Here is a 19035-nt window from a genome sequence, read left to right as displayed (position 1 = left end):
CCCGGCAGCAATCCGCCCAGCTTCGACAAGCAGTTCGTGCGCGACTGGCTGCTAGCCAGCGGCTGGAACAAGCAGGCACCGGGACCGGCGTTGCCGGCCGAGATCGTCGACAAGACCAGCGAGAAATACCGCGAGGCGATGACGCGGCTGCTGGGGTAAGCGCCCCCCCTCCTACAGACAAACCGGCCTACGCGCAAACGGTAGGAATGGACCTGTTCCCGGCGTCCGCATGGCATTACCATTCAGGGCTCGGCAGCTAGCGTTCCGCCTTTCATCCGGGCACGCGGCGCACGCCGCTTCCCCTGTTCCACACAAGAGATAGAGTCATGATCTACGAAGATTTTGCCAGCGCACAATCGTTTTTCCTGTGGTCGACCTTTGCGATCGCCCTGATCATGGGCGCCGTCGTCAACAAAACCGGCTTCTGCACCATGGGCGCGGTCTCCGACTGGGTCAACATGGGCGACACCGGCCGCATGCGCGCCTGGATACTGGCCATCGCGGTCGGCGTACTCGGTGTGACGGGCCTGGAAGCCGCCGGTCTGGTCAACGTCACCAGCACCTTCCCGCCCTACCGCCAGACCAATTTCGTCTGGCTGGAGAACGTGCTCGGCGGCGTTCTGTTCGGCATCGGCATGACGCTTGCCTCGGGCTGCGGCAACAAGACGCTGATCCGCATCGGCGGCGGCAACATCAAGTCGGTCATGGTACTGCTGATCATCGCCGTGATTGCCTATTTCATGATCAACCCCTTCCCGGGCAGCGACAAGACCCTGTATTCCACCCTGTTCTATTCCTGGACCAACCCGACCGCAGTCGCGCTGACCACCAACCAGGATCTCGGTGCGATGCTGTTCGGCGACAACGCTGCCACCGGCCGCATGGTGGCGGGTGGCATCATCGGCGGTCTGCTGCTGGTCTGGGCGTTCAAGTCGGCCGAATTCCGCACCAGCTTCGACAACCTCCTCGGCGGCCTCGTGGTGGGCCTCGCGGTGCTCGCCGCCTGGTATGTCACCAGTAACGTCTCAATCAACGCCGACGGCGAAATGATGGCGCTGCAAGCTTACGTGCAGGACTGGGATCTGTATGCGCCGGCCGATGCGGTCCGGCCCGCCGCCGCCGGCCCGCTTGCCTCGCAGTCTTTCACCTTCATCAACCCGATGGGGCAAACGCTGGGCTACGTCGCCAACGGCTTCGACCGCACCCTGCTCACCTTCGGCATCATGGCGCTGGCCGGCGTGATCGCCGGCTCCCTGCTGTGGGCGCTGATCTCGCGCAGCTTCCGCATCGAGTGGTTCGCCTCCGGCCGCGACTTCATCAACCATTTCATCGGCGCGGTCCTGATGGGCTTCGGCGGCGTGCTGGCGATGGGCTGTACCATTGGCCAGGGGATTACCGGCTTCTCCACCCTGGCGCTGGGCTCCATCTTCACCTTCGTCGCCATCGTGTTCGGCAGCGCCGTCACCATGAAGGTGCAGTACTACAAGATGGTGTACGAGGCCGATGCCACGTTCTTCAAGTCCTTCATCACTGCGCTGGTCGACTTCAAACTGCTGCCCGCCGGCATGCGCAAGCTGGAAGCGGTATAAATCCAGTGCGGCTTCCTTGCCCGGCAAAAAGCCCCGCTCCAGGCGGGGCTTTTTGCCGAACTGCAACACCGGGCCTCACACACGGCGGCTCACCGCCCGCGCTATTTCAGCGTCGCGGCAAGGAAGTCGGCCACGGCTGCCACCATGTCGGCTTCGTGCCCGGTGAAGAAGTGGTCGGCACGGGCGATCATCGTCTGCCTCGAAGCAGCCGCAGCCAGACTTTGCTTGCGCTTGCCCGCATTCGCCAGCACCGCCGGCAGATCGTTGTCGCCGTACAAATCGAGAATCGGCAGTTTCAGCGCGGCGTAGTCGTCCACCGAAATGCCCAGGCTGGCCCACGATTTCACTGCCGGATCGGGTTTCCCGGCCAGGTAGACCCGGCTCATGCGCGAGCCCATGCTGTGGGAAACAAGGGCCAGCTGCGTGTAGCCCTTGGCCTTGAGAAACTCGACCGCCTCGGCGATGCGCTCGGCCGCTTCGGGAAAGGTCGGCGTATAGGCCTCGCCCTTGGCGTCGGCCGCCAGCACGGGCATCTGGATCGACAACGTGGTGAACCCGCGGTCGGCCAGTTCGCTGCGCAGTGTGCCGACCATGCCCCAGTCGGGATGAATGCCCATGCCATGGACGACCACCACCGCCTTGTGGGTGTCGGCCACCGGCGCGAACAGCGCAAGGAATTTGTGATGCCCGCGCGGGGTTTGCAGATAAACCGGATCGCCCACCACCAGTCCGGGCACCACCTCGTCCGCCCATTTCTTCTCGCGTGCATAATCCGCCGCCGGTTCGGCAGAAACCGCCAGGGAAAACAGCGCCGCCAATCCGGCCATCAGACCCAGCAACAGGTTTTTCTTCATCTCTCCACTCCCGGACGTTAAAGTTCATATTCAACCTGCCCGATAATTCTACGAAACTGCAGTTTTATCAACCATTTCAGAGTAAAGACAGTGACTGCCAAGCAGCTGCGTATTGTGCCTTCCTCCGTGCCGCCTGGTCCGGCACGCGACACGCGCCCGCGCAGCGGGGCACGCGTGGTGATCGTCGACGATCGCAGCACCGCCCGCAGCCTACTGGAAGGCCTGGCACGCACACTGGAGCCGGGTGTCATCGTGGAAAGCTTTGCCGATCCGCAGGATGCGCTGGCGCAGATGCACCTTGCCACACCGGATCTCATCATCACCGACTACCGCATGCCCGGCATGGACGGCATCGAATTCACCCGCCGGGTCCGCGCCGAACGTCGCCTGGCCGAGATACCGATCCTCATCGTCACCGTGGTGGAAGACCGCCAGGTCCGTTATCAGGCACTGGAAAACGGCGCGACCGATTTCCTCACCCGGCCGATCGACCCGCAGGAATGTCGTGCCCGCTGCCTCAACCTGCTGGCGCTGCGGCGCAGCCAGAAAATGGTGAACGACCGCGCACTATGGCTGGAAGAGCAGGTAATGCAGGCCACCCGCGAAGTGCGCACGCGCGAACGCGAAACCCTGATGAAGCTGGCCAAGGCAGGCGAATATCGCGACCAGGAAACCGGCAACCACATCATCCGCATGTCGAAGTACGCCCGCCTGATCGCCGAGAAACTCAATCTCTCCGCAATGGAATGCGATGAGATCGAAGCCGCCGCACCGATGCACGACATCGGCAAGATCGGCATCCCCGATCTGGTTCTGCTCAAACCCGGCCGGCATACCCCGGAGGAGCAGAAAATCATGCGCCGCCACCCGCTGATCGGCCACGAGATTCTCGACGGCAGTCCATCGCGCTATCTGCAGATGGGCGCAGTGATCGCACTCGGCCACCACGAAAAATTCGACGGCAGCGGTTACCCGCAAGGCCTGGCCGGCGAGGACATCCCGCTTCCCGCGCGCATTGTGGCGGTGGCCGACGTATTCGACGCGCTCACGTCCGACCGCCCCTACAAGCGCGCCTGGTCGTTCCAGGACGCGCTGAACTACATCCAGTCGGAAAGCGGCAGGCACTTCGATCCTGCCTGCGTGCGCGCCTTCGAGTTGCGCATCGATGCCGTAGCGGCCATCATGCGCGATCTGGGCGACGCGCCCGGCTGAATCTCTACCCGTGTCGAACCTGCTCCCCTGCCCCGCTTTTGTCGAACGCTTGCAAAGGCGGGTTCAGACACGGCCGGACACCGAGTTTCAGCAGGCATTGATCCGCCTGTGCATTGTTGTCGGCCTCTATCTGTATTTCTCGCTCGGCGGCCTTGAGCACGGCTCCACCCTGTCCGAGCAAGTCCACTTTCTTGGGCTGAGCTTCACGCTGATTTCCCTTGCGTTGCTGATCGGCACGATCGTCCATCCGGGCGTCTCCATCATCCGCCGTGGCGCCGGCATGCTGCATGACTTCACCGTCATTACCTACATGCTGGCCATCTCGAACGAAACCGGGGCGCCTATCGTCGCCATCTATCTTTGGGTCACGCTGGGCAACGGTTTCCGCTATGGCATACCGTATCTGCTCATTTCGATGCTGGCGTCTGCGGCCGGATTCATCGTGGTTTATCAGTTCAACCCCTTCTGGCACGAACATACGCCGCTCTGGTGGGGCATGTGGCTGATGCTCATCGTCGTCCCGCTTTACGCGTCCAGCCTGCTGAAACAGCTGCACGGCGCCGTCAGGCGGGAAAAAGAGGCCAGCCAGGCCAAGTCGAGCTTCCTCGCCAACATGAGCCATGAGCTCCGCACGCCGCTCAACGGCGTCATTGGCGTTGCCGATCTGCTGGCGGAAACGAAGCTCGACAAGGAACAAAAGGAGTTTGCCCAGATCATCCGCGCATCGGCCAACACCCTGCTGGAGCTGATCGACAACGTGCTCGACATTTCGCGCATCGAAACCGGCCGTCTTGCCACGACGGGAGAGGATTTCGACTTGCACCGCCTGGTCAACGGCACGATCGCGATGATGGAAACCCTGGCGCAGCGCAAGGGGCTGGTGCTGGGAGCGCACATTGCGCCGCAGACGCCGTTTCAGCTACATGGCGATGCGCGCCACCTGCGCCAGATCCTCATCAACCTGATCGGCAATGCCATCAAGTTCACCGAACACGGCCGGGTCGACGTCTACATCCGTCCGGCCGGGCAAGGCCACCCGCAACGCCTGCGCTTCGAGATCGTCGACACCGGCATCGGTATTCCGGAAGCCGTGCAGGCACGCATATTCGACAGCTTTACCCAGGCCGACCCATCCATTACCCGCCGTTTCGGCGGCAGCGGCCTGGGCACCGCCATTGCCAAACAGCTGGTGGAAACGCTCGACGGTCACATCGGCCTGCACAGCCGCGAAGGGGAAGGCACGACATTCTGGTTCGAGCTGCCGTTCGCACTGCAAGCCGCCCAGCCCGCCGCATCCACGGAACAATTCGACACGCCGATGCGGGTGGCGATTCTGGCAGGCGGCGAACTGAGCGCCCGTATCCGGACGATGATCCGCAACTGGGGCGCCGAAACCGTGACGGTGGACAACACCACCCGGCTTGCCGCCGAATTGTCCGCCTATCTGTCTGGCGGTACGCCGCTGGGCGCGGTGGTGGTGGAACGCGGTGTGCTGCCGGGCGACCCGGGTGCCTTCCTGCACCTGCTGCGCGACGATCCCGGCCTGGCTGCGTTGCCGGTCATCCTGATCGAGTCCGATGCCGGCATGGCCCTGACACGCGACACGCAGTTGATGCGCGACGGCTACGCGTCGGTGCTGCGCACGCCGGTCAATACGACGCTGTTGTTCAATGCCATCCACGCGGCCGTCAGCCATGACATGCCGCACAACGTAGTATCGCTGGCCAACCGCTTCCAGGCGCAGAGCGGACAGACAGCCCCGCTGCGCATCCTGGTGGCGGAAGACAATCCGGTCAACCAGCGGGTGATCCGCGGCCTGCTGGAGCACGCCGGGCACGAGGCCTATCTGGCACATGACGGCGAGGAAGCCCTGAGTATGCTCGAATCCGGCGACCACCCTTACCATCTGGCCATTATCGACATGCACATGCCGCAGCTGTCGGGGCCCGAAGTGGTGCAACGCTGGCGCTTCATGGAAAAGGGGCATCTGCCCATCATCATGCTGACCGCCGACGCGCGCGCCGAGGCGCAGGCTGCCTGCGAAGCGGCGGGGGCGGACAGCTTCCTCACCAAACCGGTCAACAGCCGCGAACTCGTGGATCTCATTGCCCGGCTGGCCAGCCAGCAGATGGAAGCCCCTGCTGCCGCCCCGTCCCGCCCGCAGCAGCGGGAAGAACTGGATGAATCGGTACTGGACGATCTCGCCCAGCTGGGCGGGCATGATTTTGTGCGCGATCTGCTTGCCAGTTTCGAGGAAGACAGCGAACGTTCGCTGCGCGACATCGAGCGCGCCCTGGCCAGCCAGGACTACGGCCAATGGCACGACCAGCTGCACATGCTGAAAGGCGGCGCCAGCGATGTCGGGGCCAACCGGCTGGCACAACTCTGCACCGAAGCCGAGCGCATCAAACCTTACGAGATGAGCGACGCGAGCACGCGCCAGAAACTGGACGACGTGCGGTTTGCGCTCGGCGAGGCGCAAACCGCCCTGATGGCCTATCTGGACCGGAAATTACGCGCCGAAAGCTTTTGACGGCTCCGCCGCGGCAACCGTTTCGCTCTTGCTGGTTTGCCGGCTGACCAGCCGCTCCATCATCCGCAAGTCCTTCGCTTCCAGACGCAGAGCGGCATCCACCCAGATTTCGGTGATGCGGACCAGCTCGTCGTACGACGCAGGCTGGCTGACCTCGCGCGCGGCGCGCAAGGCGAGGATCCCGTTGCGGGATTTCTCCTCGCGCCGGATATAGTCGCAAACCGCAGCCTCCCCTTCGCCCGGCTCCGCCAGCACATCCACCACACCCATTTCGTACAGTTCCTCAGCCAGATAAAGCTTGCCGCTGCGGATGATTTTCTCGGCCTGGTGATGCCCTACGCGACGCCCCAGAAAGGTCATCGCACCCATCCCCGGAAACAGGTTGAAGAGGATTTCCGGCAACCCCATCCTGGCACCGCGCTCGGCGATCAGCACATTGGCCGCCAGCGCGCTTTCGAATCCACCGCCGAGCGCCTGCCCCTGAACCAGGGCGATACTCGTCACATTGGGCCGGTTCAGGTGGCTGTGCACCGCATAGGAACAGTCGATGCAGGAAATGGCGTAATGCAGCAGCGCAGCGCGGTCGCGCGCCTCGATATGCTGCATGAAGAGACTCAGGTCGCCCCCCAGGCTGAAGGTATCGGGCACCTTCGATGCGAGAACGAAATATTTCACGTCCAGCTGCACGGGGTCATCGATCGTCTCGATCATGCCGTTGCCCCAAGCCAGCAACTCGCGCAGCAAGGTTGGCGTAAAACAGGGACGCGGCTCGGCGTGCATATACCCCCAGGCAACCTGGCTGTGCGGATCGAAATACGTGGTGAGCTGCTTGTATGCGTTTTGTTGGGGTTGCAGCGTGGTGTGTACAGCTTGCAGGTGTGCCATGAGTATCTCCGCGTAGTTATTGAATCAATCGGCCATGCGTCGAATTTTCGGCATGTGTCGAAAGACTAGCGCGGCCGATGCAGCCACTCAAGCATGAAATCGTTGCATGCGGCTCATCCCAACATCTGGTGCAGCAGCGTGTCGCCGAAGGCTAGATCATGGTGCGGCCATACGCCGCCTAGAATGTCCATGCCATGCGCAGCGCCAGCACCAGCAGCAGCAGCGCAAAAACCCGTTTCAACGGCCTCACTGGCAGGCGATGGGCGGTGCGCGCACCGAGCGGCGCAGTCAGCACACTGCCCAGCACGATGCCGAAGAGCGCCGGCAAATAGACGAAACCGAAACTGCCGGCGGGCAAGCCGCTGGCGCCCCAGCCGCCCAGCACGTAGCCGGCCGCGCCGGCGATGGCGATCGGAAAGCCGATCGCCGCGGAGGTGGCGATCGCCCGGTGCAGCGGGACGTTGTGCCACAGCATGAAGGGCACCGACAGGGTGCCGCCGCCGATGCCGACCCAGCTCGACACTGCGCCGATCACGCCGCCGGCCGCGGTCGTCCCGGCGCGCCCCGGAAGGCCCCGATGCGGCGCCGGCCGGAACTCGAACCACATCTGGGCGGCGGCGTAGAACAGGAAGGCGACGAAGACGAGCTTGAGCACGAAGGCCGACACCTGCGCTGCCAGAAGCGCGCCTGCCAGCGTGCCGAGGAGGATGCCCGGCGCGATTGCCCGCACCAGCGGCCACTCGACCGCGCCGTGGCGGTGGTGGGCGCGCACGCTGGAAAGCGAGGTGAAGAGGATCGACGCGAGCGAGGTGCCGAGCGCGAGCTGCGGCTCGAGGCCGGCGGCGAGGCCCTGCGCCTGCAGCAGGAAGATCATCACCGGCACGATGATGAGGCCGCCGCCGACGCCCAGCAGGCCGGCGACGAAGCCGACCACGAGGCCTAGGCCGACGTAGGCGGCGAGCAGCGCCGGGGCCAGCTCGGGCATCGCTTAGAGGTGCTTGACGATGAACGCGTATTCGGCCGGGTCGACCGGGGTGATCGACAGGCGGTTGCCGCGCTGCAGGATGCGCATGTTGGCGAGCTCGGGGTAGCCGCGGATCTCGGCGAGCGGCATCAGCCGCGTCTTCCTCACGAGCTTCACGTCGACGTTGAACCAGCGCGGCGTCTCCGGTGTCGCCTTGGGGTCGAAGTACTTGTTCTTCGGGTCGAACTGGGTGGCGTCCGGGTACGCCGGCGTGCTCACCTCGGCGAGCCCCGCGATGCCCGGCTCGGCGCACGACGAGTGGTAGAACAGCACCTTGTCACCGGGCTTCATCTGGTCGCGCATGAAGTTGCGCGCCTGGTAGTTGCGCACGCCGTACCAGGCGACGCTCTGGTCGGGCATGGCGGCGAGGTCGTCGATGCTGACGTCGGAGGGCTCGGACTTCATCAGCCAGTAGCGCATTAAAGTTTCCTCGCGCAGCGAAGCCCTGTCCCCCTCTCTCCCGGCGGGAGAGGGCGGGGAGAGGGGGGAACACCACGCAGCAGCAGTAGATCGAAAATCTTCATCACGCCCGCTTGATCAGGGTGCCGACGCCTTCCGGCGTGAGGATCTCGAGCAGCAGCGCATGCTCGACGCGGCCGTCGATGATGTGCGCGGTCTTCACCCCGCTGTTCACCGCGTCGACCGCGTAGCCGACCTTGGGAATCATGCCGCCGGAGATGGTGCCGTCGGCGATCAGTTCGTCGACCTCGCGCGGGGTGAGTCCGGTCAGGAGCTGCATCTGCTTGTCGAGCACGCCCGGCGTGTTGGTCATGAAGATGACCTTTTCCGCCTGCAGCACGCCGGCGATCTTGCCGGCCGCGACGTCGGCGTTGATGTTGTACGCGTTGCCGTCGGCGTCGGTGCCGAGCGGCGCCACCACCGGGATGAAATCGCGCGCGTCGAGCACCTGGATGATTTCCGGGTCGATGCCGGTGATCTCGCCGACCTGCCCGATGTCGAGCATCTCGTCCGCCTTCTCCTTGCTCTTCACCAGCATCTTCTTGGCGTGGATGAAGTTGCCGTCCTTGCCGGTGAGCCCCACTGCGCGGCCGCCGTGCTTGTTGATCAGCGTCACGATGTCCTGGTTGACCAGCCCGCCGAGCACCATCTCGACCACGTCGAGCGTCTCCTCGTCGGTCACCCGCATGCCCTGGATGAACTCGCTCTGCTTGCCGATGCGCTGCAGCAGCCCGGCGATCTGCGGGCCGCCGCCGTGCACCACGACCGGATTCATGCCGACCAGCTTGAGCAGCACCACGTCCTTGGCGAAGGCCTCCATCAGGTGGCGCTCGGTCATGGCGTTGCCGCCGTACTTGATGACGATGGTCTTGTCGTAGAAGCGCTGGATGTAGGGCAGCGCCTCGGAGAGGATGGCGGCCTTCTCGGCGGCGGTGTGCGGGGAGGTCATGGCGGCTCCGGGGGTCAGTTCGCTGCGGATTTTACGCCAATAAAAAAGGCGGCGCGAAGCCGCCCGGGCGAATGCCGGTGCGCCAGGCGCACCGCTTTCGTCAGTGCTGCATGCCGCCGCCCATGGGGGCGCGCGCCTCGGCCTTGACCTCGATGGTCTGCTGCTTGCCAGCCGACTCGATCACCAGCGTGAGCGGGATGACGTCGCCGGCGGCGATCGGCTTCTGCAGGTTCATCAGCATGATGTGCAGGCCGCCCGGCTGCAGCGCGACGGTCTTGCCCTTCGGCAGCTCGATCGCCTTCACTTCGCGCATCCGCATCACGTCGCCGTCCATCTTCATCTCGTGCACTTCGACGCGCGGCACGGCCGGGCTCGACGCGCCGACGAGGCGGGCGTCGGCGTCGGACTGGATCTGCATGTACGCGGCGCTGACCTTCTGCCCCGGCATGGTGGCACGCGCCCAGGCGTCGGTGACGCTGACATTCGCGGCCCAGGCGGGCAGGCTGGCGCTGGCCAGCAGTACGGCGGCAACAAGAGCTTTCATCGGTTTCTCCTCAAAGTTGAACCATCAGAACTGGTAATTCACCGCAGTGTAGATCGAACGGCCCATGCCGGGAACCGGGGTACCCCACTGCGGCACGGTCGGGACCTCGCTGACGGTCATCGTCGTGCCCTGGCCGATATAGGCGCCGCCGAGCGGATGGTAGTAGAGCCGGTCGAACACGTTCTCCACGCCGAAATCGACACGCAGCTGCTTCCAGGAATGGCTGGCGCGCAGGTTGAGCAGCGCGTAGCCGGGGGTTTCCATCTCGTTGCGCATTTCGGACACGTCGTCCTTCCGGCTGACCATCACCACTTCAGCCGCGTTGTTCCAGCCGCCGCGCTTCTGCGTCAGCGCGAGCTTGCCGTTGAGCGGCATGATGTTGTACAGGTTGTCGTCGGTGTCGCGGTTCTCGCCCTTCGTGTAGCTGACGAGGCCGTTGAGCCCGAACTCGCCGAGGCCGTTCTTCGCCAGCGGCATCCGGCCCGACAAGTCGATGCCGTAAATCTGCGCCGACTGGTTGACGAACTTGAGCACGGTGTACTGGTCAGTCACCAGCGTCGTGCGCGCCGTGTTCGTCGCGGCGTCCCACTGGACCGCGTCGATGTAGTCGGTGACGTAGGTGTAGTAGGGCGTCGCCTTGAACTCCCAGGCGCGGTCGGCGGCATGCCAGTCGAAGGTGGCGGACACGGTGTTGGACTGCTCGGGTTCGAGGTCGAGGTTGCCGATATAGCCGTTGCCGTCGCCGGACCAGTTGACCATAAGCGCCGCCATCTGCCAGGTCGACCAGGTGTAGCGCTCGTGCAGGTTGGGCGAGCGCGTCTTGTGCGCGAAGCCGAATTCCACGTCGCGCGTGGCGCTGGGTGTGTAGCGCGCCAGCAGGGTCATGTCCCAGTTGTTGTCGGCCTTGCTGTGGTCGGCGTTGTTGAAGTTGGCTGCGTCGCGGGTCTGGTTGCCTCCGCTTGCTGCGACGACGGTCGGGTAGGTGTCCGTGTTGTAGCCGTGGACATCACCGGCATCCATCATCACGCGCTCGTAGCGCACCCCGGCGAGCGTCATCCATTGCGGGTTGAGCTGCTTTTCCCATTCGGCGAAGACCGCCGCGCGGTCACGCTCGCCGTCGTTGACGTTCAGGAAGTCATAGGGAGCCATGCCCGCGCCGGAGGCCGGCCACCAGTCGTCGAGGCGATAGCGCTGGTATTCGGTTCCGACGCGCAGCAGGTCCTGCTGGGTCAGGTCGATGTCGGCCTTGACGACCGCGCCGGTGTTCGTGCTCTCGGTATACATCGGCATGCCGGAAGCGCATTTCGGGTCGCTGAGGTCACATGGCGCACCGGGGTAAGTGGGCTGGCCCGAGTAGTACCAGTACTTCTTGTCGGCGCCGAAATCCATGAAGTGGTCGACGTCCTCGTGGTAGACGCGCGCCTCCAGCTTGCCCCAGTCGAGGTCGCCGAGGTAGCGCAGGTTCACGCGCTTCTGGTCGTTGCCGAGCATGTCCATGCGCTGGTTCGGCCACAGCTGTTCGGGCAGGTCCTGCAGGCCGAACTTGGCCTCCACCAGGTGGGCGCCGCCGCGGAACGCCAGCCCGAGCGTGTGGTTGCGGGTGTCGTAGGCGGTCGAGCCGACCTCGTCATCCGGCAGGGTGTGGCCCGGATGGCCGGTGAAGCCGGCGGGCGTGCCCGCGACGAAGAGACTGTCCTTGAAGTCGCCGCCGGCGACGTAGTTGTCCGATTGCGCGATGGCGCCGGTGTAGGAGATGTTGAAGTTCTCGGTCGCGTAGGTCGCCGCTGCGTTGGCGCCCATGGCGTTGCCGTTGCTGCGGTAGAAGGCGCCGACCTCGCCCTTGACGAGGCTGGCCTCGCCCGCCTTGGCGAACTCGGGATCGGCGGTCTTGGCGACGATCGAGCCGCCGATGCTGTCGCCGCCGACGCTCACCGGGGCGATGCCGGCGTAGACCTCGAGCGAGTCGACCTGCGACGGGTCCAGGTACGACAGTGCCGGGTTCATGTGGTTGGGGCACGCCGAGATCAGGTCCATGCCGTCGACCTTGATGCGCAGCCGGTCGTCCGCGAGGCCGTGGATCGCGGGCAGGCTCGACACGCCGCCGGCACCGTACAGGCTCACGCCCGGCACGTCCCGCAGCAGCGTCGCGGTGTCGCTGGTCGTCGCGCGCAACGTCGGCAGGTTCTCGACCACGGTGGCGAGGGGCGCTGCGTCTTCCTTGCCGACGACCTCGACGGTCGGCAGCTCGGTTTCGTTCGCGCCAGCGCCGAGCGGCAGCAGGCTGGCGGCGATCAGCAGGGGCAACACGCGGGGGGTGAAGGCTGGGTTCGGCATGGCACAAGGCTCGTTGTTATAAAAGAGACTGGATTGTCCCGTTTCAGCCATGATTCGGGAATGCGACAAATCGTCGCAGCGGCGGCTGCAACGCCGCGGCCCGCGGGTGGTCTTGCATACAGGAAGGACAATTTGCCGCAATTCACGTGCGGCGCACGGATTACAATTTCGCCATGCCGTCCGGACCGGATTCCACGCTGCTCTCCACCCTGCCCGCCCGCGCCCTGCTGGGGCGGCTGCTCGCCGTGCGCATGTCGCTGATCGGCGGCTGGGCGGCGGGCGTCGTCTGGCTGCACTGGGGGCTCGGCATCCGGATGACGCTGCTGCCGATGAGCGCCGTGCTGACGCTGCTGGTGCTGTTCGCGCTCTTCACGGCATGGCGGCTGCGGCTGGACGCGCCGGCGACGCAGATGGAGTTCCTCGCCCATCTGCTCGCCGACCTCACCGCCTTCGCGGTGCTGGTGTTCTTCAGCGGCGGGGCGACCAACCCCTTCGTCTCGCTGATGCTGGTCCCGGTCGTGATCGCCGCGATCAGCCTGCGCCCGCGCTGGGTGTGGCTGCTGGCCGCAATCGCAGGCGCCTACTACGCCCTGCTGCTGTTCGTCTACCAGCCGCTCGCGGTCGCCGACCCGGTCGCCGCCTACGGCATGCACCTCGGCGGCATGTGGTTCAACTTCCTCATCAGCGCGGGATTGATCGCCTTCTTCGTGACGCGCATGCATGCGGCGCTCCGCGTGCGCGACCAGGAACTCGCCGCGCTGCGCGAAAAGCAGCTGCGCGACGAGCGCATCGTCGCGCTCGGCACCCAGGCCGCGCTGGCGGCGCACGAGCTCGCCACCCCGCTCGCCACCATCCAGACCACCGCGCACGAACTCGCCGGCGAGTTCGCCAACGACCCCGACATCGGCGCCGACTGCCGGATGCTGGAGCAGCAGGCGCAGGCGTGCAAGCGCATCCTCACCCGCCTCGCCGCGCGCGCCGAGGACGGCGCCCCTGCCGCACGCCCCCTCGACGCCTGGCTGGCCGAAGTGATCGAGCGCTGGCAGGTGCTGCGCCCCGACGCGCAGGTGACGGTGAAGCTGCCGGCCGACCGGCGCAGCTTCGTGCCGCCCGACGGGCTCGAGCAGGCGGTCATGAACGTGCTGAACAACGCCGCCGACGTCACGCCCGACGTCGTCGAGTTCAGCGCCGAGGCCGATGACAACGGGTTGCGCATCGACATCGCCGACCGCGGACCGGGCTTCACCCCCGAACAGAAGGCGCAGGCCGGGCGCGTGCTTTTCAGCGGCAAGCCAGGGCGCGGCTGGGGCGTCGGCCTCGCGCTCACGCATGCCACGCTGGAGCGGCTCGGCGGCAGCCTGACCCTGACCGGGCGCGAAGGCGGCGGCACCCGCGTGCGCCTTCGCCTGCCATGGAGCCCCTCCGCATGAACGCCGATTCCATGAACCTCCTGATCGTCGAGGACGACGTCGATTTCGCAGCTGCCCTGGCGCGCGCGATGAAGAAGCGCGGCTTCGAGGTCGCGATCGCGCACGACGCCGCGCAGGCACAAGCCGAAGCCGCGCGCCTCGTCCCGAGCCACGCCGTCGTCGACCTCAAGCTGCCCGGCGAATCGGGCCTCAAGGTCGTCGAGCAGCTCGCGGCACGCACGCCGGCGCCGGCCATCGTCGTGCTGACCGGCTACGCCAGCATCGCCACCGCGGTCGAGGCGGTGCGGCTCGGCGCCCGCCACTACCTCGCGAAGCCGGCGGACGCCGACGAAGTGCTCGCGGCGCTGCTGCGCGACGAGCCCGATGCCGAACTCGACGTCAACCCCGAGCCGCTGACAGTGGCGCGGCTGGAATGGGAGCACATCCAGAAGGTGCTCGCCGAGCACGACGGCAACATCTCGGCGACCGCGCGCGCGCTGAAGATGCATCGGCGCACGCTGCAAAGGAAGCTCGACAAGAACCCGCCGAAGCCCGCCTGAGCACGGAACTTCGCCCTCCGCGCGGCGGTCTGCACGTTCGACCCGAACCCGAGGAAAGCCCGCCATGAACCTGAATTCCCTGCTCGACCAGTTGCTCGGCGCCGGCCAGTCGGCGCCGTCGAACCCGCCCGCCGGCCAGGGTGGCGGCAAGCCCGGCTATGCCAACTTCGGCACCGGCATGCTTGCCGGCGGCGTGCTCGGCCTGCTGCTCGGCGACAAGCGCGTGCGCAAGTTCGGCGGCAAGGCGCTGACCTACGGCGGCGCCGCCGCGCTCGGCGCACTCGCGTTCCGCGCCTACAGCAACTGGCAGCAGCAGAAGGCCGCCGCCGGCGCCGTCCCGGCGCCCGTCGCGCAGCCGGCGCAGTTCCTCCCCGCCCCGGCTTCTGAGGACCACAGCCGTGCGGTGCTGAAGGCGCTGATCGCGGCGGCCAAGTCCGACGGCCACATCGACGCGCGCGAGCGCGGCCTGATCGAGCAGAAGCTCGCGACCCTCGCCGACGACCCTGCGCTGCGCAGCTGGATCGACGCCGAGGTCGCGCGCCCGCTCGACCCGACCGAGGTCGCCGCGGCGGCGGGATCGATGGAGGTCGCGAGCGAGATGTATCTGGTGAGCGTGCTCGCGGTCGACGCCGAGAGCTTCATGGAGCGCGCCTACCTCGACGCGCTGGCGACCCAGCTGAAGCTGCCGGCCGAACTCAGGATGCAGCTGGAAACCGAGGCGAAGCAGGCGCTCGCCGCCGGGTAGACGTCAGGCGCCGACACCCCAGTCGACCGCGCCGAAGTACGCGGTCGCCAGCACCACGCCGCCGAACACGATGCGGTACCACGCGAACAGCGTGTAGTCGTGGCGGCTGACGAACTTGATCAGCGTGCGCACCGCGAAGAGCGCGCTGGCGAACGAGGCCGCGCCGCCGATCGCGAACAGCGGGATGTCCCCGGCGTCGAACAGGTGCCAGTTCTTGTAGAGGTCGTACGCGGTCGCGGCGGACATCGTCGGGATCGCGAGGAAGAACGAGAACTCCGCCGCCGCCTTCCGCGACAGCCCGAGGAACAGGCCGCCGATGATGGTCGCGCCCGAGCGTGAGGTGCCGGGCACCATCGCCAGCGCCTGCGCGAAGCCCACCGCGAGCGCGCGGCGCCAGTCGAGGTCGTCGACGGTCGGCGTGCTGACGATGTGCTTGCGGCGCTCGGCCCACAGGATCAGCAGGCCGCCGATCACCAGCGCCGACGCCACCACGATGGGATTGAAGAGATAGCCCTTGATCTCCTTGTAGAAGAGGAAGCCCAGCACCGCCGCCGGCAGGAAGCCCGCCATCAGGTTGATCGCCAGCCGCCTCGACGCCGGCTCGCTGCCGAGCGTCGTCGCCACGTGACCGAGCTTCGCGCGGTACTCGAACACCACCGCGAGGATCGCCGCGAGCTGGATCGCGATCATGAACACCTTGGCCTTCTCGCCGTTGAAGCCCAGCAGCTGGCCGGCGAGGATCAGGTGGCCGGTGCTCGAGATCGGCAGGAATTCGGTGAAGCCCTCGACGAAGCCGAGGATGAGGGCATGCAGGATCTGGGTCGGGTCGGCCATGGTCGGGGTTCGGGCATGAAAAAGCGCGCCGCGCGCGCCCGGGGATTATACGCGGCGAGGCCTACAGCGCTCCGGCCGCCGCCCCGCTGTCCGCCGTCGCCCGGCGCGCCTTCGGCAGGCAGCACGCCACCCGGTTCCGGCCCTCGTCCTTGGCCCGGTACAGGTTCGCGTCGGCATGGGCGATGAGTGCGTCCAGCGTGCCGCCGCGATCCTCGAGCCGGGCCACGCCGAAGCTGGCCGTGACCCGGGTTTCGCCGTCCTCGCGGGGAACGCGCAGCGCGGCGATCGCAGCGCGCAGCCTTTCCGCCAGCGCGGCGGCTTCGGTGCCGCCGGTCTCCGGCAGCAGCACGATGAATTCCTCGCCGCCCCAGCGGGCGAGCACGTCGCCCTGCCGGACGCCGTTCCTCAGCACACCAGCGACCGCCTTCAGCACCGCGTCGCCATGGGCGTGGCCATAACTGTCGTTGAGCTGCTTGAAACGGTCCAGGTCGAGCAGCACGACCGAAAGATCGTGGCCGTGGCGCAGCGCGTTGCTCCACAAGGGCGTGGTCAGATCGTAGAACGCGCGGCGGTTGCTGAGCCCCGTCAGCGGGTCGAGCTGCGCCAGTCGCTCCGCGCGCAGTCGCTCCTCCTGCCCGACGCGGAAGCGGTATGCGAGGGCCAGTGCGAGCAGGGTCGCGTCGGCCAGCATGCCGATCTCGACCGCGCGGAAGGTCCAGCCGTTGAAAGGAATGAAGCCCCAGGTCGACAGCGTCGTCAGCACCGCGCCCACCATCGCTGCACAGGCGGCGAGGAGGAAATAGCGCGCCGCCTTCTGCCCGGCGCGCACCGCGAGGATGCCGAGCGCAGGCATGACGAGGGTGAACGCGAAGACGAATCCGAAGGCGACCAGCAAGGCATATTCCTGGCTGCCCGCAAGGATCGCCGCGGCCAGCAGGCCGGCGCCGGCCGCGCAGTATGCGATGACCGCACGCCGCAGGCGCGGGAAATTCGCACGCAGTTCGAGAAAGCGAAGCGCGAACATCAGGCCCGCGATTCCGTAGGCCACGATCAGCGCCGGGTGTGACCATTGCTGCCACCCGGTCGCCCCCGGCCACAGCCAGGCGAAGCCATGTCCGGTGTAGGCGACGTTCATCGCGATGAAGGCCAGCAGGTACAGCGCGTAGGAGAGGTAGCTCGACGTGCGCAGGCTGGCATAGAGGATGGCGTTGTAGGCGATGAGCGCGAGCAGGAAACCGTACACGAGGCCGTAGCTCAGCTGCTGTTGCATCTGCCGCAGCCGCGACGACTCGCGGCTTTCGAAATAGATTGGCACCACCATGGGGTCGGGCGTCTCGACGCGGACGAACACCTCGCTCGCGCTGGGGGCGAAGTCGTGGTCGAACATGAAGGCACGGCTCATCACCGCCCGCTGCATGAACGGCTGCCGGTCGCCGCCGCGGTGCGCCGCTACCACGCGCCCCTGATTCAGCACGTAGACCTCGATGCGGTCGAGCCAGGCCGTCTCGACCGACAGCCTGCGGGTCGCTGGCGCGGCAGCCGGGTTGTCGACGGCGAAGCGGATCCACACCGGCCTGGCGCCGATGCCAAAACTGAGCACCGGGGCGCTGCCAGGGGAGAGGCGGCCGGCCCGGAACGCAGCGGCCGCGTCGGCGAGTTCGAGGCGCGCGTCGGCTTCCTGCAGGAAAGCCGCCGAACGACCGATCGGCGCGTCGTACTCGACGGCGGTGGAAAGCGGCGCGGCGCCGGCCAGGGCGCCGGCCACAAGCAGGAACAGGCCGGCGAGCCAGCCTGTCAGAGTGGAAGCCGCTCGACGCAAGTGAGGTTGCTGGCCGGCGCGGTCAGACCTTGCGGTAGACCTCGGCGCCCTGCTTCACGAACTCGACCGCCTTGACCTCCATGCCCTTCTCGAGGGCCTCGGCTTCGTTCAGGCCTTCCTTCGCCGCGAATTCGCGCACGTCCTGCGTGATCTTCATCGAGCAGAAGTGCGGGCCGCACATCGAGCAGAAGTGCGCGACCTTGGCCGACTCCTTGGGCAGCGTCTCGTCGTGGAAGGACTTCGCCTTGTCGGGGTCGAGGCCGAGGTTGAACTGGTCGTCCCAGCGGAACTCGAAGCGCGCCTTGCTCAAGGCGTTGTCGCGGATCTGCGCGCCGGGGTGACCCTTGGCGAGGTCCGCCGCATGCGCGGCGAGCTTGTAGGTGATGATGCCTTCCTTCACATCATCCTTGTCCGGCAGCCCCAAATGTTCTTTCGGCGTCACGTAGCAGAGCATCGCGGTGCCGTACCAGCCGATCATCGCGGCGCCGATGCCCGAGGTGATGTGATCGTAGCCGGGGGCGATGTCGGTCGTGAGGGGCCCCAGCGTGTAGAACGGCGCCTCGGAGCAGGACTCGAGCTGGATGTCCATGTTCTCCTTGATCAGCTGCATCGGCACGTGGCCGGGGCCCTCGATCATCACCTGCACGTCGTGCTTCCACGCGACCTGGGTCAGCTCGCCGAGCGTGCGCAGCTCGGAGAGCTGCGCCTCGTCGTTGGCGTCGTAGATCGAGCCGGGACGCAGGCCGTCGCCGAGCGAGAAGGCGACGTCGTAGGCCTTCATGATTTCGCAGATGTCCTCGAAGTGGGTGTAGAGGAAGCTCTCCTTGTGGTGCGCGAGGCACCACTTCGCCATGATCGAGCCGCCGCGCGAGACGATGCCGGTCATGCGGTTGGCGGTCATCGGCACGTAGCGCAGCAGCACGCCGGCGTGGATCGTGAAGTAGTCGACGCCCTGCTCGGCCTGCTCGATCAGCGTGTCGCGGAACATCTCCCAGGTGAGCTCTTCGGCCTTGCCGTCGACCTTCTCCAGCGCCTGGTAGATCGGCACGGTTCCGATCGGAACCGGCGAATTGCGGATGATCCACTCGCGCGTCTCGTGGATGTTCTTGCCGGTCGAGAGGTCCATCACGGTGTCGCCGCCCCAGCGGATCGCCCAGGTCATCTTCTCGACCTCTTCCTGGATGCTGGAACCGAGCGCGGAGTTGCCGATGTTGGCGTTGATCTTCACCAGGAAGTTGCGGCCGATGATCATCGGCTCGGATTCGGGGTGGTTGATGTTGTTGGG

At 66.3% G+C, this 19035-nt stretch carries 16 protein-coding genes and 1 pseudogene; 7 read left to right on the top strand and 10 right to left on the bottom strand.

Translation table 11 applies throughout. The features are described from left to right. A pseudogene (locus Q0L94_RS04625) lies at window positions 1–159 on the top strand (phosphoribosylaminoimidazolesuccinocarboxamide synthase); the annotation flags it as partial. Between the two features lie 167 nt (window positions 160–326). After that, window positions 327–1589 (top strand): YeeE/YedE family protein, encoded by a 1263-nt coding sequence (locus Q0L94_RS04620; RefSeq protein WP_296750536.1) that lies wholly within the window; start codon window positions 327–329, stop codon window positions 1587–1589. A gap of 101 nt (window positions 1590–1690) precedes the next feature. Here the strand turns inward: Q0L94_RS04620 and Q0L94_RS04615 are convergent, their stop codons facing one another. Continuing rightward, a complete protein-coding gene (locus Q0L94_RS04615; RefSeq protein ID WP_296750534.1) occupies window positions 1691–2443 on the bottom strand; it encodes a DUF3530 family protein in 753 nt (250 codons plus the stop codon). 90 nt (window positions 2444–2533) lie between these two features. Between Q0L94_RS04615 and Q0L94_RS04610 the strand changes: the two genes are divergently transcribed. Next, entirely contained in the window at window positions 2534–3655 is a 1122-nt protein-coding gene (locus Q0L94_RS04610) for an HD domain-containing phosphohydrolase (RefSeq protein WP_296750531.1), read from the top strand. A gap of 10 nt (window positions 3656–3665) precedes the next feature. After that, window positions 3666–6188 carry an ATP-binding protein gene (locus Q0L94_RS04605; protein WP_296750529.1) on the top strand — a complete coding sequence of 841 codons (2523 nt, stop codon included), beginning with the start codon at window positions 3666–3668 and terminating at the stop codon, window positions 6186–6188. On the opposite strand, the gene Q0L94_RS04600 is transcribed toward Q0L94_RS04605, so the two are convergent. The 6 genes from Q0L94_RS04600 to Q0L94_RS04575 all read right to left on the bottom strand — a co-directional run bounded on the left by Q0L94_RS04600 (window position 6168) and on the right by Q0L94_RS04575 (window position 12383). Beyond that, entirely contained in the window at window positions 6168–7073 is a 906-nt protein-coding gene (locus Q0L94_RS04600) for a crotonase/enoyl-CoA hydratase family protein (protein ID WP_296750527.1), read from the bottom strand. The two genes, Q0L94_RS04605 and Q0L94_RS04600, sit on opposite strands and share 21 nt — an antisense overlap. Before the next feature lie 178 nt (window positions 7074–7251). Beyond that, window positions 7252–8058, bottom strand: coding sequence for a sulfite exporter TauE/SafE family protein (locus Q0L94_RS04595; protein ID WP_296750525.1), 807 nt, complete (start codon window positions 8056–8058; stop codon window positions 7252–7254). A 3-nt stretch (window positions 8059–8061) separates the two neighbouring features. Further along, window positions 8062–8517 (bottom strand): EVE domain-containing protein, encoded by a 456-nt coding sequence (locus Q0L94_RS04590; protein ID WP_296750523.1) that lies wholly within the window; start codon window positions 8515–8517, stop codon window positions 8062–8064. A gap of 103 nt (window positions 8518–8620) precedes the next feature. Beyond that, window positions 8621–9505, bottom strand: a complete 885-nt coding sequence (gene argB / locus Q0L94_RS04585; RefSeq protein ID WP_296750521.1) for an acetylglutamate kinase — start codon at window positions 9503–9505, stop codon at window positions 8621–8623. A 100-nt stretch (window positions 9506–9605) separates the two neighbouring features. Continuing rightward, window positions 9606–10049 carry a copper chaperone PCu(A)C gene (locus Q0L94_RS04580; protein WP_296750518.1) on the bottom strand — a complete coding sequence of 148 codons (444 nt, stop codon included), beginning with the start codon at window positions 10047–10049 and terminating at the stop codon, window positions 9606–9608. Window positions 10050–10073: 24 nt separating this feature from the next. Further along, window positions 10074–12383, bottom strand: coding sequence for a TonB-dependent receptor (locus Q0L94_RS04575; protein ID WP_296750517.1), 2310 nt, complete (start codon window positions 12381–12383; stop codon window positions 10074–10076). Window positions 12384–12556: 173 nt separating this feature from the next. On the opposite strand from Q0L94_RS04575, the gene Q0L94_RS04570 reads away from it, so the two are divergent. The 3 genes from Q0L94_RS04570 to Q0L94_RS04560 all read left to right on the top strand — a co-directional run bounded on the left by Q0L94_RS04570 (window position 12557) and on the right by Q0L94_RS04560 (window position 15097). Next, window positions 12557–13813: an ATP-binding protein gene (locus Q0L94_RS04570; RefSeq protein WP_296750514.1), complete on the top strand. Its 1257-nt coding sequence runs from the start codon at window positions 12557–12559 to the stop codon at window positions 13811–13813. Continuing rightward, window positions 13810–14352, top strand: coding sequence for a response regulator transcription factor (locus Q0L94_RS04565; protein WP_296750512.1), 543 nt, complete (start codon window positions 13810–13812; stop codon window positions 14350–14352). Before Q0L94_RS04570 ends, Q0L94_RS04565 begins: the two co-directional genes overlap by 4 nt. Before the next feature lie 64 nt (window positions 14353–14416). After that, window positions 14417–15097 (top strand): DUF533 domain-containing protein, encoded by a 681-nt coding sequence (locus tag Q0L94_RS04560; protein WP_296750509.1) that lies wholly within the window; start codon window positions 14417–14419, stop codon window positions 15095–15097. Window positions 15098–15100: 3 nt separating this feature from the next. Here Q0L94_RS04560 and Q0L94_RS04555 read toward each other — a convergent pair whose 3' ends face one another. The 3 genes from Q0L94_RS04555 to thiC form a co-directional block, all read right to left on the bottom strand. After that, complete coding sequence (locus tag Q0L94_RS04555) at window positions 15101–15931, bottom strand: undecaprenyl-diphosphate phosphatase (RefSeq protein ID WP_296750506.1); 831 nt, start codon at window positions 15929–15931, stop codon at window positions 15101–15103. Between the two features lie 61 nt (window positions 15932–15992). Continuing rightward, window positions 15993–17750 (bottom strand): diguanylate cyclase, encoded by a 1758-nt coding sequence (locus Q0L94_RS04550; RefSeq protein ID WP_296750503.1) that lies wholly within the window; start codon window positions 17748–17750, stop codon window positions 15993–15995. 22 nt (window positions 17751–17772) lie between these two features. Further along, window positions 17773–19035: phosphomethylpyrimidine synthase ThiC (gene thiC, locus Q0L94_RS04545; RefSeq protein ID WP_296750501.1), on the bottom strand; the 1263-nt coding region annotated here is incomplete at its 5' end.

Source organism: Thiobacillus sp. (assembly GCF_024708915.1).
The sequence above is the reverse complement of the archived record's forward strand: the minus strand, read 5'-3'. Positions and strand labels throughout refer to the sequence as shown.

What these genes read in the sequence shown, in the direction of transcription:
- Q0L94_RS04575 (WP_296750517.1), bottom strand. Translation starts at nt 12,383, where the DNA reads ATGCCGAACCCAGCCTTCACCCCCCGCGTGTTGCCCCTGCTGATCGCC.
- Q0L94_RS04600 (WP_296750527.1), bottom strand. Translation starts at nt 7,073, where the DNA reads ATGGCACACCTGCAAGCTGTACACACCACGCTGCAACCCCAACAAAAC.
- Q0L94_RS04595 (WP_296750525.1), bottom strand. Translation starts at nt 8,058, where the DNA reads ATGCCCGAGCTGGCCCCGGCGCTGCTCGCCGCCTACGTCGGCCTAGGC.
- Q0L94_RS04565 (WP_296750512.1), top strand. Translation starts at nt 13,810, where the DNA reads ATGAACGCCGATTCCATGAACCTCCTGATCGTCGAGGACGACGTCGAT.
- argB (WP_296750521.1), bottom strand. Translation starts at nt 9,505, where the DNA reads ATGACCTCCCCGCACACCGCCGCCGAGAAGGCCGCCATCCTCTCCGAG.
- Q0L94_RS04560 (WP_296750509.1), top strand. Translation starts at nt 14,417, where the DNA reads ATGAACCTGAATTCCCTGCTCGACCAGTTGCTCGGCGCCGGCCAGTCG.
- Q0L94_RS04620 (WP_296750536.1), top strand. Translation starts at nt 327, where the DNA reads ATGATCTACGAAGATTTTGCCAGCGCACAATCGTTTTTCCTGTGGTCG.
- Q0L94_RS04555 (WP_296750506.1), bottom strand. Translation starts at nt 15,931, where the DNA reads ATGGCCGACCCGACCCAGATCCTGCATGCCCTCATCCTCGGCTTCGTC.
- Q0L94_RS04590 (WP_296750523.1), bottom strand. Translation starts at nt 8,517, where the DNA reads ATGCGCTACTGGCTGATGAAGTCCGAGCCCTCCGACGTCAGCATCGAC.
- Q0L94_RS04580 (WP_296750518.1), bottom strand. Translation starts at nt 10,049, where the DNA reads ATGAAAGCTCTTGTTGCCGCCGTACTGCTGGCCAGCGCCAGCCTGCCC.
- Q0L94_RS04615 (WP_296750534.1), bottom strand. Translation starts at nt 2,443, where the DNA reads ATGAAGAAAAACCTGTTGCTGGGTCTGATGGCCGGATTGGCGGCGCTG.
- Q0L94_RS04570 (WP_296750514.1), top strand. Translation starts at nt 12,557, where the DNA reads ATGCCGTCCGGACCGGATTCCACGCTGCTCTCCACCCTGCCCGCCCGC.